14 protein-coding genes are annotated in these 14953 nt (G+C 42.6%); 9 read left to right on the top strand and 5 right to left on the bottom strand.

Features of this window, described 5'->3' with window-relative positions; all coding sequences use genetic code 11:
* Positions 1-241: 241 nt before the first annotated feature.
* The 4 genes from BLS32_RS12195 to BLS32_RS12180 all read left to right on the top strand — a co-directional run bounded on the left by BLS32_RS12195 (position 242) and on the right by BLS32_RS12180 (position 4333).
* Positions 242-1738: a hypothetical protein gene (locus BLS32_RS12195; RefSeq protein WP_091396206.1), complete on the top strand. Its 1497-nt coding sequence runs from the start codon at positions 242-244 to the stop codon at positions 1736-1738.
* Between the two features lie 127 nt (positions 1739-1865).
* Positions 1866-2540, top strand: coding sequence for a hypothetical protein (locus tag BLS32_RS12190; protein ID WP_091396203.1), 675 nt, complete (start codon positions 1866-1868; stop codon positions 2538-2540).
* A gap of 589 nt (positions 2541-3129) precedes the next feature.
* A complete protein-coding gene (locus BLS32_RS12185) occupies positions 3130-3513 on the top strand; it encodes a RidA family protein (RefSeq protein ID WP_091396201.1) in 384 nt (127 codons plus the stop codon).
* A gap of 148 nt (positions 3514-3661) precedes the next feature.
* Positions 3662-4333 carry an endonuclease/exonuclease/phosphatase family protein gene (locus tag BLS32_RS12180; protein ID WP_139171767.1) on the top strand — a complete coding sequence of 224 codons (672 nt, stop codon included), beginning with the start codon at positions 3662-3664 and terminating at the stop codon, positions 4331-4333.
* Between the two features lie 365 nt (positions 4334-4698).
* Here BLS32_RS12180 and BLS32_RS12170 read toward each other — a convergent pair whose 3' ends face one another.
* The gene (locus BLS32_RS12170; RefSeq protein ID WP_091396194.1) at positions 4699-5667 is read right to left on the bottom strand and encodes an aldo/keto reductase; all 969 of its coding nucleotides are present in this window, start codon (positions 5665-5667) and stop codon (positions 4699-4701) included.
* Positions 5668-5775: 108 nt separating this feature from the next.
* Here BLS32_RS12170 and BLS32_RS12165 point away from each other — a divergent pair, with 108 nt between their 5' ends.
* The gene (locus BLS32_RS12165; RefSeq protein WP_091396191.1) at positions 5776-6120 is read left to right on the top strand and encodes a winged helix-turn-helix transcriptional regulator; all 345 of its coding nucleotides are present in this window, start codon (positions 5776-5778) and stop codon (positions 6118-6120) included.
* 546 nt (positions 6121-6666) lie between these two features.
* Here BLS32_RS12165 and BLS32_RS12160 read toward each other — a convergent pair.
* Entirely contained in the window at positions 6667-7278 is a 612-nt protein-coding gene (locus tag BLS32_RS12160; RefSeq protein ID WP_139171766.1) for a histidine kinase dimerization/phospho-acceptor domain-containing protein, read from the bottom strand.
* 426 nt (positions 7279-7704) lie between these two features.
* Here BLS32_RS12160 and BLS32_RS12150 point away from each other — a divergent pair, with 426 nt between their 5' ends.
* From BLS32_RS12150 to BLS32_RS12135, 4 genes are all read left to right on the top strand, one after another.
* The gene (locus tag BLS32_RS12150) at positions 7705-8073 is read left to right on the top strand and encodes a hypothetical protein (RefSeq protein ID WP_091396183.1); all 369 of its coding nucleotides are present in this window, start codon (positions 7705-7707) and stop codon (positions 8071-8073) included.
* A gap of 61 nt (positions 8074-8134) precedes the next feature.
* The gene (locus tag BLS32_RS12145; RefSeq protein WP_091396180.1) at positions 8135-9211 is read left to right on the top strand and encodes a lipase family protein; all 1077 of its coding nucleotides are present in this window, start codon (positions 8135-8137) and stop codon (positions 9209-9211) included.
* A gap of 73 nt (positions 9212-9284) precedes the next feature.
* Positions 9285-10130, top strand: coding sequence for a hypothetical protein (locus tag BLS32_RS12140; RefSeq protein WP_091396178.1), 846 nt, complete (start codon positions 9285-9287; stop codon positions 10128-10130).
* 179 nt (positions 10131-10309) lie between these two features.
* Positions 10310-11047 (top strand): DUF3667 domain-containing protein, encoded by a 738-nt coding sequence (locus BLS32_RS12135; RefSeq protein ID WP_170227587.1) that lies wholly within the window; start codon positions 10310-10312, stop codon positions 11045-11047.
* Between the two features lie 159 nt (positions 11048-11206).
* On the opposite strand, the gene BLS32_RS12130 is transcribed toward BLS32_RS12135, so the two are convergent.
* The 3 genes from BLS32_RS12130 to BLS32_RS12120 form a co-directional block, all read right to left on the bottom strand.
* A complete protein-coding gene (locus tag BLS32_RS12130) occupies positions 11207-12541 on the bottom strand; it encodes a T9SS type A sorting domain-containing protein (protein ID WP_139171765.1) in 1335 nt (444 codons plus the stop codon).
* 145 nt (positions 12542-12686) lie between these two features.
* On the bottom strand, positions 12687-13760 hold the full coding sequence (locus tag BLS32_RS12125; protein ID WP_091396169.1) for a T9SS type A sorting domain-containing protein: 1074 nt from the start codon (positions 13758-13760) through the stop codon (positions 12687-12689).
* A gap of 47 nt (positions 13761-13807) precedes the next feature.
* Positions 13808-14953, bottom strand: a 1146-nt coding sequence (locus BLS32_RS12120) for a T9SS type B sorting domain-containing protein (protein ID WP_091396167.1), incomplete at its 5' end; no start/stop codon positions are given.

The raw sequence follows: 14953 nt of genomic DNA, 5'->3' as shown, positions 1-14953 counted from the left end.
AGGTATTATTCTTTGAAATGGCAATGGCAATGGAAGAAAATAATTTATAATCTTTCAAATCTATGAGTCAAGATTGGATTTAGTATTGATAAAACTTCAAAATCATTGATTGTCAATAGAAAGGTAATAAATGTGGCAAATTCTATTAACTTCGTATTGCAAGTTTTGATAGACTGAAACTATTTAAACAGCATAGACTAGTAAGTATGACATTTATTTTATAATAGTTAATAGTATTTTTATGGTATATTTTAGTGATTTTTTCCAAGTGGATGAAAATGTGTTAGAAAATTATGGCGCGTTAAATATTTCTCTAATAAATGACTTACCACTTTTCATCGATCCTTTTTTGCTGTTTGATACAGATAATGGAAAGTATAGTAATTTACATTCAGAAATATTAAAATATCTTTCATTTCTGAAAGATAAATCTGAAAGAGGAAATGTTACTGAAGCTCAAAAAAAGTCGTGGTATTATTTTTCAGAAGTAAAACAGAATTGGTTGGGTTTTAGTGTTACTGGAAATGGAGGGAGCGGTTTAGGGAAAAAATTCGCAGACGCTATGTCAGGAAATATGCATAAGGTATTTTCGGATTTAAATCAAGAATCTGTTAGTTCTACAACTCACATCGAGAAGGTTTGCTTATTTGATATTGGCGTTGGGAAAGACAATATAAGTGATTTTACCTGCAATCTTATAAAAAAGTTTTTTCTTGAATATACTGAAAAATTTGCGAAAGATTTTCTAAAGCCAAGCCAGATAAAAAAAATAACTATAAAAAAAGCATATTTTGAATACAACTTTCAACGCTGGATGTCAAAACAGTATGATTTACCTTTCATTAACAATGACTTCGTTATTTTAACCCCAAAGAATATTTTAAGCAAGGATGACAACTGGATAAATACAAATGACTTGCGGGTAAATTTTACTGGTATATGTGGCACAATTCCCAACGATCAATTGCGTAGCGAAATTCAGGACTTTTACAATAGGCAATTGCCCGCGCCGACACCAGTTGGGAAAGGTAAAAATCAAAAGATGAAACTACCAAATCAACAGGAGGTTGCCGAGGCGGTTGCAGAAACAATAGAACGATTTCCTCAAATACTTAATTATTACATTAAAATTAAGGAAGGTGAAAAAGATCGCGCCAAATCATTATCTGAACAACGAGTTGCCGACATAATCGAAATATTTAAAACCAATGTGAGAGACCTAATTTCTACATTGTTGAGTCAAAGTGATTTTTATAACGTTCCTATTCCAGATTCTTATTCTGAATCAATGAAGCGAATTGAATTTATGCGCGATGTTATTGAAAATAAAGATGGATACAGATTATTTTATCATAAAAATGAGCCTTTAAAAAGAGAATCCGATGTGCAAGTTATATTCCGATTAACATGGTATTCGTCACCCTATGATGTCAATAGAGAAGTTAATAATGGAAGAGGACCTGTCGATTTCGCAATTTCTAGAGGAAGTTCAGACAAAACGTTGATTGAATTTAAATTAGCATCAAATTCAAAATTAAAAATGAACTTAGCGAACCAAGTAAAAATTTATGAAGACGCTAATAATACAAAAAAGAGTATAAAAGTTATTTTGTATTTTGACAATCCTGAACTTCAAAGGGTGAATAAAATTCTTGACGAATTAGAGCTTCAAAACGACATAAATATTATTCTGATTGATGCTAGCGGTAACAAAGAATCCGAATCTAATGTAAGATAACACACACAGTATTTATTATCTTCCAAAAGGCAATGAAAATGTTAAAATAATTCATAATAATAAGGCCGGTACAATTTTGTATATTTGAAAGTAAGCTGCAAACGTAACACAATCAACTCCTTATAAAATGCAAACCTCCAAACAATCACAACTCATCAATACCGCAATAGCCGTTGCTTTTTGCATCATTGCGCCAACCATAGGCTATATTAAAATAGGCCTCCCACCTGTCATTATTGTCGGCGGTTCCGCAATAATTGGTTTTTTCTTCTGGTATTTTACCTATCTCAAACAACCCACAGACCCCAAAATCATCCTTCCCCTTTTTGTATTGACGGTCGCAGGTTTGCAAATCCACATTGTCGAAGAATACCTGACCGGTTTTGGCCCTGCGATGAGCAGGCTGTTTAACATTCCGTGGAGCGAAGAAGGTTTTTTAATGGTGTTTGCTTTGGTCGGGCCAACGATTTATACCTTAACAACGCTGGGTTTGTATTACCGCATTCCAATTGCAGGGTTTATCGCCTGGTTTATTTTTATCGGCCCCGGAGTTGCGGAGTTTACGCATTTCATTTTTCCGCTGTTGGAACCACAGTTGCAGCCCGCAAACAGCCACGCTATATCCCAAACCATCAACGGGACGGAAATCGCCAACATGCCCAACTACTATTTTAAAACCACCGGGAAGTATTATTTTGCGGGGATGTGGACGGCAATCCTGCCGATGGTTCCGGGAATTTATGCGATATACCGATTGACGAAAGAATACAGGTTATCCCAAAAAAATAATATAAACAGTTAGACCGCCAGCCTGCGCATGTATTTTTCGGCTGCTGTTTCCAATTATGAAACTTCGGCAGTGATTTTAAATCGGCCAATTGCGTATATTTGAAATTGTGAACAGTTGTTCAACATTGCGAAAATAGTCTAAACAATGATCATAGGTTTGTTTTTCCTGATATCTTTTTTACAATGCGCATCGTATTGGATAATCGACAGCCATAAAATAGGGCTCAATAAACTCTGGATTATGGCAGTCCTGATAGTAATATACTTTACCGTGATACCCTATACTGTTTATCAAATTGAATTTAGTTCCGAGCCAAGGCCGCGATGTGCATTTCCGTTCGTGTCGATGGTATTGGCATTTTGGTTTTTTGGGGGAGCAATCACAGTGATAACCCACCTGTCATATTATCTGCTAAATAAACTATTAAGAAAAGGATAATACGACTGCTCTAACGGCACCTGAAAGAAATGCATTTTTTACGGGAACTTGCTAATTTTCAATTATATTTGTTTCTGCCGATAGCATTCAGGTTCTGTTTCTGCAAATTCCTTTGGATGCAAAGCGTGATGTAAAACACCCAAAAATCCACTAACGAAAAATCATGAAAACACGAAAAAATTTTAACACCGCAGCAGTTGCAAGGATGAGTGAAGCGTTTCCGCAGGCGGTCATAACGGATCAGTTTGTATTTCTGTCAGGAATGCCCGGAACCGATCCTGAATCCGGAAAAATCGAAAGTGACGATTTTGAAACACAAACAAGGCAATGTTTTTTAAATATCAAAATGGTATTGGAAAAAGCAGGAAGCGATATGTCTAAAATTATAAAGACGACAATTTTTATGGTCGCTGGAAATGACTTTGGCATCGTAAACAAAATCTATAATGAATTTTTCCCGGAAAATGCTCCGGCAAGAAGTACGCCGCAAGTCATGCCTTTTCCTGCCGGAATTTTGATCTCGGTTGAATGCATAGCACTTTTGTAAACTTAACCAGCAATAAAAACGCACACCAATAACCGGTGCGGAATTTCCGGTGTCAGGTTTGGCGTCTTTTTTTAGAACAAAGTGGCATCCTGCACATACCAAATTGACAGGCCAATGCAACAATTGGCAATCCCAAAAAATCAACCCAATGAAAATCCTAAGCTGGAATGTAGAAAGACCCAACAACAATCCCAATGCGGTAAAGAACACTTTCATCATCAACCTGATTCAGGAAATTAATCCTGATATTATTTTCCTGACCGAGACAAACGCGGCTATCCAATTCGAAGGATATTACTCCCATCAAAGCACGCAATTGCCACCAATTCACGAAAACCAGTCCTACAAATCCGGCGAAAACCGCATCGCGATATTCAGTAAGTTTCCCATAGAAAAAATAATAGCTACTTATGATTCGTACACGGCGGTATGTTGCGAGATCAATTCAGCAATCGGGCCTTTAATTTTATACGGCAGCATCATTGGAAGCTTCGGTGGCAAAGACGCCTTTTTTAAGACGGACTTGCAGCAGCAGCAAAGCGAAATCGAAAACCTTTCTAAGCATCAAAATCTAATCTATTCCGGTGACTTCAACATTTCTTTTTCGGGTTTTCCCTATCCGGCTAAAAATGTAATCTATGAAACGAATGATTTTTTTAAGGCAAACGCCCTCCGGAACATCACCGGCGGAAACGAAAATTCTGTCATACATGTTGTGGTGAGCAAGGCGCTTTTAAACGGTAAAAAAATAAAACAGGAAATGATGGAGGTCGGGACGCAAATTTCTGATCATAATCTTGTAGTAGTGGAAATAGACTGATGATGCTCCAAAAGATGCTGGTGGATTGACGGACAAACATCCTACGAAGCGGCGTCATTGCGAGCGCAGCGAAAAGATTGCTTTGTCGTTTCTCCTCGCAATGACGTTACTTCAAACGATGCTAATAGGGTATTGTATAAATGTCTTTCAAAGCCACGGCATTGCGAGTGCAGCGCGGCAATCTGCTGCAACTTGATACACTGAAGTACTTTCGTTTGAATAAAGTGGCTGGCCAAATATTTTAGTATAAAAGATTTCAGTTTCACTTAAATCCATAATCGTAAAAACAATGTGATGGATTGTTATGCTGTTTTTTAAATTGGTATTTATCATGATACTTTTTTATAGGTAAATTTGCTGTTTTACTACATGGAACGTTTCACTGTCGCCAGCAAATCGTGCGGATACCCCAAAGAAATAGCACTTAATCTGTCCAGTGTTGCAAGGTGTTCCCGGGTCAACGGTATCGTTATTGCCCTCAAGCTGTCTTCCAAATGCGAAAGTTTACGCGCTCCAATCAAAGGGAAAGTATCTTTTGATAAAACCCAGGCAAAAGCAACCTGGCCGGGTGTTGCGTCAACTTCTTTTGAAATTAAAACCAGCGCATCAATTATTGCCTTTGTTTTTTCATCTTCTTTATACTCAGAATTTGCTCCTGCAGTCATACGACCAGATGCTCCATCCCTATATTTCCCGGTGAGCAAACCTCCCGCCATAGGAGAATACATCATAATTCCCAATCCGAATTCCTGTGCCATAGGAAGTAATTCACGGTCGGCTGTTCGTTGCAAAAGGTTGTATTCAATTTGAAGTGCTGTTAATTTTATTGCGCTTGCAATGGAGGAAGCTTTCCAGGCAGGGAAATTGGTCAAACCTGTGTATAGAATTTTTCCCTCTTTCACTAAGTCTTCCAAACCTCTTATAATTTCGTCCAACGGTGTAACGCCATCATCAAAATGGGGCATGTAAATATCAATATAATCAGTTTTCAATCGCTTCAGGCTTGCTTCCACAGCCTGCTTCATAGATTTGCGGTGATTTCCAAAATTACTTATTGCAGGATTTACTTCACTGCTTCTTGTATACTTTGAACAGACAATAAAATTATTTCGCTGTCCTTTTAAAAATTCGCCGACAATTTCTTCTGCTTCACCCAATTGGTACGTATCAGAAACGTCGATGAAATTTCCTCCCGCTTCTTTATATGCAGCAAGTATTTGTTTCGATTCCTCAGGACTTGCACCATATCCTTTGCGCGTTCCGAAATTTGCTGCGCCCAGGATAACTTCACTGGAGTACAAGCCTGTCTTTGAGCCAAATAATTTATATTTCATAGGAACATTTTATTTTTTTTCAAAAGTACAACCCTTCGTTATTTAAGTCAAGTGCGGATAAATTTGCCCGTATCATTATTGTTATATTTGTATGGAAAATGATTTGCTATGTATGAAAGAAAAACACGTGTAAATGTGGAATGCGGACTCCATCTTTTTATGGAGGTTATGAACGGAAAGTGGAAGATTAGCCTAGTCTGGAGTATTTACAACGGAATTTTCCGGCCAAGCGAGCTGCAAAGAAAGATCCCAAATGCATCAAGAAGAGTATTAGAGACCCAGTTGAATCAACTTGTAAACCACGGAATTCTTACAAAGAAAATCTACAACGTAAAACCGCCTAAAGTCGAATATGGTCTGACCAAATTAGGTAAGTCATTAATTCCTATTATAAAATCCACGGCGAAATGGGGTGAAGAAAATAGGGAAGAATTAGAAAAAGCAATCGCTTAAAAAACAGCATATAACAGCGCACCAAGCCTTAAGAAGGGCTTTCAGAAATACCATCATTGCGACAGGCAATAACCACCCGAAGAAGGCGGAGAATATTATCCTGAAATTTGGCCGACTTAATTGGTTCCGGAAGAAAATTTTAACGAACCCGATTATCCAAACATGTTAAATCAGGACAACCCTAAATGAGATATCTGACAATCAGCTTTTTGGATAGGGGGATGAAAAAAGGTATTTTTTCGGGGTACCAGATTCAGGAAAGCGGAGCTACCTAGGTCATATAGTTTGTGCGCCAATGGACAGAACAGAACGTAGGTCAATCCGGCGTGCATACGTCGATCACGTCAATAACCATTTTAAAATCACAACTTTCACGCACCAATACCAAAAAAAAACCGCTGTCCTTCAATCTTACTTCCTGGTAATTTTCCTCCTATGGCCGGCACCCCAATCGCTTAATGCCCTAACGCCACCCATTCGGAAGCGCTCGATAAGTTTTGACAGTGGGGTTTCTCCATCACAACCCGTTACAGACCATCCTCAGCGTCAGTCCCTGGCAATATCAATGACGCTTCTGATCACACCATCGAGCTGGTCTGCGCTGACCGCAATCATATCGATGATATTGCTCGTGTTCGCGTCCAGCCCTGTTTTATCCAGCACGGCAGTCAGCCCAATGATGTTGCTCAGCGGTGCGCGGATCAGGTGCGACTGTTGGAAAATAATCTGGTTTATGATCGACGAATTTTTCTCCAGTTCTGCCTGCGCGCTTTGCAGCTGCTGTTGTTCTGCAACATATTTTGTGATGTTATACCCCAGGCAGAATATCCCGGCAGGATTTTGGAGGTCGTCGAACATCGCCTTATACTCCCATTGCGTATAGACATAGCCGTCTTTACCGTCGTGCTTCCTGATGGTGGCTGGAAACAATTCCCCGGGATTGTTAAAGCATTTCATGGAAACTTCCACACAGGTATTCCGGTCGTCGGGATGCATGGTAATGTGGTACGGCATCCCTACAAAGTTGGTGCTGATGTGTGAAAATTCTTTTGCATAATTCCCGTTTACGTAAGAATAGTTGCCATCCATGGCTGTGGCAATAATGTAAAACAATACCGAGTTATTTAGCAATTCTTTAGTCTCTTCAAAATGTTTCATGGGGGTATCTTTTATTTTTTGGAAATGTACCTTTAAAATAATCAATAAAGCCATATTAAAATTTTAACTGCAAAACCAGGGCGTTTCTTTTCTACCCAGATTACAGGACCCGGATTACGCAAACCGATGGCGGTCATTACCCGAAAATGGGTAACTTTTGTTTTACAATTGTTTTACTGTTGTTTTACTGTTGTTCGCAAAAAGCGGCTTTTTGCAAAGCAAACCAAAACAACAGTAAAACAACACCAAAACAAACCTGTGTTTTCGGGTATGCCTTTAAGCCGTTTTTTTTTTGGTGACAAATGCCAAATCAAAAAAGCTGTAATGCGTTCGTAAACAGTCTGCTGTGCCGAAAAATTATAAACACGGACTTAATTTCGAATTGAAAAAATTACTAATTTAGGGGCTAGCTATAAAAAAAACACCATGAAAAAATTAGCATTACTCCTATTATGCCTTGCAGGTTTTGCCGCAAGTGCGCAAACGTCCAAAGAATTACTCGGAAAATGGCAGTTGGTCAGATGGACGCACAATGGCAAAGACAAAGACATTATTGGCCAGTTCAAGACCGATCAGGTATTCCAGGTATTTTTGGAAAATGGGGAATTCCAGAGCCTGGTGGGCGACGAAGTGCATAAAAGCAAATGGAAGCTTTCCAAAGACAATTCGGAATTGACGATTACGTCTACAATCATTATCCCGGTAAAATTTCATATCGATTATTTTGACAGCCGGAAGCGGGTCATTTCCTCTGAACAAATGGGAACGCTGGAGTATAAAAAAGTATCTGATTAAACCTCTTTTTTTCTGCTGTTTTTACTTTAAAAGGAAACTGCTCCAACTAAAAAAATGCAACATGAACCGACTGTACCTTCTCTCACTCTTAATGCTGTCATTTTCTTTACCCGCGCAGCATCTGAAGCCCGGGTTTGACAAAAGGGAATATGCCCAACTGTTGATGGCTTTTTCCCGCTGGAACGACAGCACAGGCTACAAAGGCATTCCCCAGTCGACCGATTACCGGCCTGTTTACCGTGCCAAAGTGCGCGGGCTGGCGAATTGCTGGGAAATGTATGAGGGCAACAATACAGCGGTGATCAGCATTCGTGGATCGGTAGACCAGGCCCTGAGCTGGATGGCCAATTTTTATGCGGCTATGGTTCCGGCCAAAGGCAGCTTAACGTTAAGCGATTCCCTGACATACGACTATCATTTCGCCGAAAATCCAAAGGCCGGCGTACATGTAGGCTGGGCGGCATCCTGTGGTTTTTTGATTGACGATGTGCGGCAGAAGATCCACGCAAAATATGCCAAAGGCATACGCGACTTCATTATCTTCGGGCACAGCCAGGGCGCAGGCATCGCCTTTTTGATGAGCGCACAGCTGAAATACGATCAAAAAGAAGGAAAGCTGCCGAAAGACATCCAATTTAAAACCTATTGCAGTGCGGCACCCAAGCCTGGAAATCTGTATTTTGCGTATGATTATGAAAGTGCGAATCGGAATGGTTGGTCGTATACCGTGGTAAACGCGGCCGATTGGGTTCCTGAAATGCCCATTTCCATCCAGTCGATTGAGGATCTCAATAAAACCAATCCCTTTGCCAATGTTCAGGGGACGATAAAAAAGCAGCCACTACTTGAACGCCCGCTGATGGAATTTGTGTATGCCCAACTGACGGTATACAACCGCAAAGCCGTCAAGGAATACCAGACTTATCTGGGCAAGATCGTGCACAAAGCCATCCGTAAAAAAGTGCCGGGACTCGAAAATCCCGACTACATACACTCAGGATATTACACCCGCTGCGGAACCGCAATTGTCCTGAATCCTGATGAAGCCTATTACAGGGATTTCCCGGACAGCGACCATTCCGTGCTGGTACATCACAATTTAAAAGCATACCTCTATCTGCTGGACAAGTACGACTAATAAAAAAATTATAAATCAGCCACAAAAAGCCGCATCCGCCCCGCGGCTTTCCTATCAACTTAAATGAATTATCATGAAAAAATCAATGTTCTTCAAATCTGTATTGCTGGTGTTGTTTATGCTGGCCAGTCTGCCCAATTTTGCGCAGGACAAAGTAGATACTGTAAACATGCTCAATGGCGAAAAAAGAGAAGGCAAAGTGTTGTCGATCGGTGACAGTATGGTTAAGTTTGCTTATAAAGGCGAATCCCTGGAGTACGAATTTAAAAAATCGGAGGTAAACAGCATCAAGTTTGCCAGCGGACGTACCGAAATTATCACAAAAGCCCCACAGGGCACCGTCTCGGCAGCGGACAGAAAAGGAAAAATAGCCGTGCTGCCGTTTGAATACATCACCAACGAGTCCAACTCTGATGTCCAGGCCATGGGCAGGCAACTGCAATCGGATACTTACAATTCATTGCGTGAAAACACCTCGCTCCCGAATTTTCAGGATCCGGTCACGACCAACAGCCTCCTGGCCGAAGAAGGCTTGAGCCCGGAAGCTGCACGCCTGAAAAGGCCTGCTGACCTTGCCACCCTTTTGGGTGTGGAATACGTCGTTTACGGCATTGCCACTGTTACCAACAAAGGGTCGTCTACTTTCAGCAGTGGCTCGACGACCTATAACGGCAAGGAAACCCAAAAAACGGATCGGAACAAGGAGACAACAAAAACTTCAGGCACGGTCTATGGCTCTGGCAACGCCGCCACAATGGTGAATTACAACACTAAAATTGACCTGAAATTCTATGATGACGCCGGTGTAAACCGATACGCCCAATCCAGGGAATCTTTTGGCAGTGACATAGATGCGTACCATGCGACCATAAATTACCTGATCAAGCGCTGTCCGTTTGGGTCGAAAGCAAAAAAATGATGCCCTGGATGGCAATTGCATATTCTTATAAGTTAGCCACTTGGGCCGTATTCACCTGATGGCGGATTCGATTTCAGTTCAAACCCAGTTCCGGTAATGGACGGCATTATCCCACTATTCTAATGAAGGTGGTGACACTGTTTTCAACGCTTTTACAACATTCTAATTCAATATTCCAAATGATTACCTGTAAAAACTGCGGAAATAAGTTTGAAGGAAATTTTTGCAACCTTTGCGGACAGTCCGCAAATACGCATAAACTTGACGTTCATTTTGTATGGCATGACATCAGGCACGGCCTTTTTCATTTCGATGCAGGCATTCTTTATACTTTTAGAGAATTGTATTCAAGGCCGGGAGATGCTATTCGTGAATTTATCGAAGGCAAGCGGATCAAACATTTTCAACCGGTCTCGCTTGTAATACTGCTCGCGGTAACGTATGGATTATTATACCACCACTTCGGAATCGACAGTTCCAGCTTTGCCGAAAGGAGCGAATCCCACGTCAATTATGAATTATACAACAACTGGATTTCGACGCACTATTCATGGGTTACTTTGGCTACCATTCCTTTTTACACCATAGGTACGGTGTTGTGCTTTCGCAACCATGGCTATAATTTCGTCGAATTACTTATTCTTAACACCTTTAAGGCCTCGCAAAGACTTTTCCTGCATATTGCGACACTGCCACTGTTAATCATATATGACCTCAACAATCCGGTGCTAAAAAATGTCGTCGCGTCGCTGTTTGTTGCAGATATCTTGCTCAGTATTTTTACAGATCAGCAATTCTTCAGAACCATGCCGACTTTCAAGGTGATTTTACGGTCATTGGCAAGTTATCTGATTTTTTGGAGTATTGTTTTTTTACTGGCAGTATTTTGGTTGATCGCTTTCAGTCCCCAGTTATAATGCCGGCATTTCGATCTGAGGCGGGCAACTAAATTAAAACCAACTACAGAAACATTTGATTGTGTGTACAGTGAAGAGATGGACTACGCTCTGTTACACATACTGATATGCTTGCCGTGCTTCCCGCAATGATGCCCAAAACTGTTTTTCCGGACGCCCTTAATTCTTTACCATCTTCAAATGATTCCGGGACTGGCCGGAAAAAGCCTGAACAATGTAAAGCCCTTTCGCAAACAAACTGATATCAACATCAATCATGCTGCTGTTAAATCGTTGATTGAAATATTCCTTACCGAGTACATCAGTGATGATTAAGCGGTCAATGACAACATCTGACTGAAGTTTTACTGTATTTTTAGCAGGGTTGGGATACAACTGAAATGACAATTCAGGAAATTGTTCCCCACTCAACAGCGAAGGACACGATACTTTTACCAGCGTGGTAGAGTCAAAACCGACGCCACTGGTGCCATTGCCAAGACCGCCATGGAAATTCGCGCCCCAGGTCCAAATTTCACCATCGGCATTTAATGCCGCAGCGCACTGGTTTCCGACGCTGACAGCCGTCCAGTTGGCCGCAGTACCCAGTTGCGTCAGGCCAACTCCAACCTGGCTCAGGCTTCCCAGTACTTTGCCCTCATACCATAAGGTATGGTTTGGTTTGAGGATCGCTGTGGTATTGTATCCCACATCGGCGTCAAGTACATAAAGCGGGTTGTGGTCCAGGGGGTCGCCGCTGTTGGCTAAAATGTTGTTGGTTTTGATGTCAATACTGGTTCTGTCTCCGGTAGTGGTCTTCCTGATGTTGGTGCCGAATATCTTTTGGGCAGGATACCGTGTATCGCCACCCAATGTGGCGCCAGACGGCACCTCAAGCATGTTGTTCCGGTTGTAACCCCACCCCCAGACGGTATTGTTGGCTTTCACGGCCACTGTTACGCGGTCGTGTGCCGAAACCTGCACCCAGTCGGTATCGGTGCTTCGCTGTTCGGGAACCAGTACGTCCTCCCCGCTTGGAAATCCAATCAGGGCAAAATGCTCCGAGCAGCCCCATCCCCAAAGCGTACCGTTTTGCTTGATGGCAACAGAATGGTTCAGGCCTGCAGCGGCTGTTTTCCAGTCCGTGTCGGTACCCACTTGCACCGGGTAATTTTTGCTGATGGCAGTCCCATCACCCAGTTGCCCCCGGTTGTTGCTTCCCCAGGCCCACAAAGTCCCGTCGGTTTTGATCGCAAGCGAAAAGGCATAAATGCCATCCATACCGGCGAATACTTCTTTCCAGTCATTTGCGGTGCCTACCTGTACAGGCGTATTTTTATTCACGTTGGTGCCGTCCCCCAATTCTCCGTTCGTGTTTTTCCCCCAGGCCCAAAGCGTCCCGTTGTCTGCAATAGCAAAAGCATTTGCATACCCCACAGAAACAGATTTCCAGCATTGGGCGAATCCCGGCATTGCAAGCAGTGCGAAAAAAAATAACAGTATTTTCTTTTTCATGTTGATTTTTGATTTATTCCCGGCTAGGACATATTTTAGGCAAAAATACTTTAAAAACAATCAGTATTTAAAATATTAAGTTATCAAAAACTTAATTGTACCCTTAGATGCGACCTTGAAATTAACTTATAAAGTGAAACAGGTTCTATTGGGCTTTACTGACTTTGAAAGTTTTGAAACCGTCTTTCGTAAACACCTTAACAAGGTAAATGCCCGGAGCCAAATTTGAAAAATCGACCGCAGCCTTATTCCCGTTGCCGGGTATGATGCCAAGTTGCTGTCCGGAAAGGGCAAACAACACCACATGGTCAATTTCCGAAAGTGCTTCAATTTGCAATTGGTCGCTTACAGGATTCGGATACCAAAGGAATTTCATCTGGTCAAAACCCGCAGTGGCCAGGTTAGCGGCTACGGTTACAGGCAGCGGTGCACTCGTACAACCGCCGTTGCTTTGTGTCACATAATAAGTCGCGCCATCGGTTAAAGCGGTCGCAATCGGAAGCACCGGGCTTCCGTCAAGGGCATCGGCCATAGAAGCAAACCACGACAAATTGGTTCCTGCTACCTCCAAATCGGCTAAAGTACTGCCCGGTTGGAACAGCTGTTGGGAATTTCCTTCAGGCAGCCCAAGGTTGCACAAAGGAGCAACTGATCCTTTAAAGGCAAAATCATAAATCGTAAACCGGTCTGAAATGTTCGCAGAACCATAAGGATAAATGCGGAAAGTCATCGAAGAATTCACCTGCTGGTACGCCGACGCACTCAAATCGATCACGACCGGCACGGAAAACGAGGCCCTTGAGAATGGAATATTGGTTGCATAACTGCTCAGGTTCGTACGCACAGCCAAAGGCGCGTTATTCGGTCCGCCCGAAAAGCCGATGTTAAATTCAAGCGTGCCATAATTGATGCGATAGCCCGGATTTGGCGTGACCGTAAATTCAAAATAAGCCGTATTGTCGACTGCTGAGGTGTTCCAGCTTGTCACGCTGTAACTTCCAGATTCGGTTGCAGACACAAGGCCTGCCCCCCGCCCAATTCCGGTAGCAGTGACATGGGCATCGGTTTCCTGCCCTTCGGTAAACGGATTGAACTGGCTCGGATTTGTACCCTCGATGTTGTTTTTAAAGATAATGCTTTGTGCCGATAAAGGCAGGATGGCAAGCATCAATAGCACGGTAAAGAAATTTGGCAACCGGTTTTGTGATTTTTGTTTCATGATTGGTTGGTTTTGGTTGGTTTTGGTTGGTTATTGTTTTGTCTATGCTAACGCTTCAGGGAAAAATGGGCTTTAAATTCTTTTTCACCACCTTGGTAATCCCGGTAATGCAATTGAAACCAATAATCGCTGGCGGGTAGCATCTTGCCGTTATAAGTGCCGTCCCAGCCGCTGTCTTTGGAAGGTTTGAGTGATTTGAGCAGTTTTCCCATACGGTCAAAAATATAGATCTCCGACCCGTTTTCGTCCGGCAGGCTGACATTCCAGGTATCGTTGTAGCCATCGCCGTTTGGCGTAAAAAAGCGCGGATAATTCAGTACGTAAACCGGTAGGGTCAGCGTACCGCAACCTTTGGTATCGGTCGCCTCGACAATGTTTTCGCCTTCACTTGCGTTTGAAAAGACCGGGCTTTGCTGCCACGGGCCACCATTCAACCGGAACAGATAGGAATTAGAAACCGGTGACACGGTAACCGTGATGATTTGGTTGTTTTGGAAATCTTCTGTAGCAACCGCAGTTCCTGTTGGCATGGCAGAAATGCCCAGCGTGCATTGTGCCGTTTGCGAACAGCCTGTTGCCGTGTTGGTCACGACCACTTCATAAATCCCGGCCTCATCAGCCACATGGCTGTTTCCTGTCGTAGGCAACGGCAGGCTGTTGCGCGTCCATACGAACGAATATCCTGAATTGGGTATGGCACAATTGAGGATAATATCTGAAATAAAAAGCCCTGTTTTGCTGTCGATGCAAAAATTCTGGTCGGTGAGTTTTGGTTTCGGCAGCGGATGCACGTTTACCGTGTGGAAAACCGTCAGGGAACAACTCCCACTGGCGATGGTGTAAGACAGTATCGCCGTTCCCGCTGCGATACCCAAAACGGTTCCGGAAGCATCAATCGTGGCAATAGCGGTATTGTTAGAAGCCCAGATTCCTCCCGGAACAGTATTGGATAAAGTTATTGATGTGCCTTCGCAGAGCTGGCTTGTACCAGCAATAGCTGGCAGTGAAAGTGTTCTGATTGCTATGGTCAAAGTTTGCCCGACGGCACATTGCCCAGCATTTGGCGTGAAAGTATAAGTTGCCCCGACTGTGTTGCTGAACGCTGATGACCACGTTCCGACTACGCCATTCGGAGACGTGTTTCCAATGTTAATAATGTCGCCACTACAAATATTCAAAGGCGTCGGAAAATT

It is taken from the genome of Flavobacterium noncentrifugens, assembly GCF_900100375.1.
Taxonomy (GTDB): Bacteria; Bacteroidota; Bacteroidia; order Flavobacteriales; family Flavobacteriaceae; genus Flavobacterium; species Flavobacterium noncentrifugens.
This window is presented reverse-complemented; position numbering and strand designations above follow the sequence as displayed.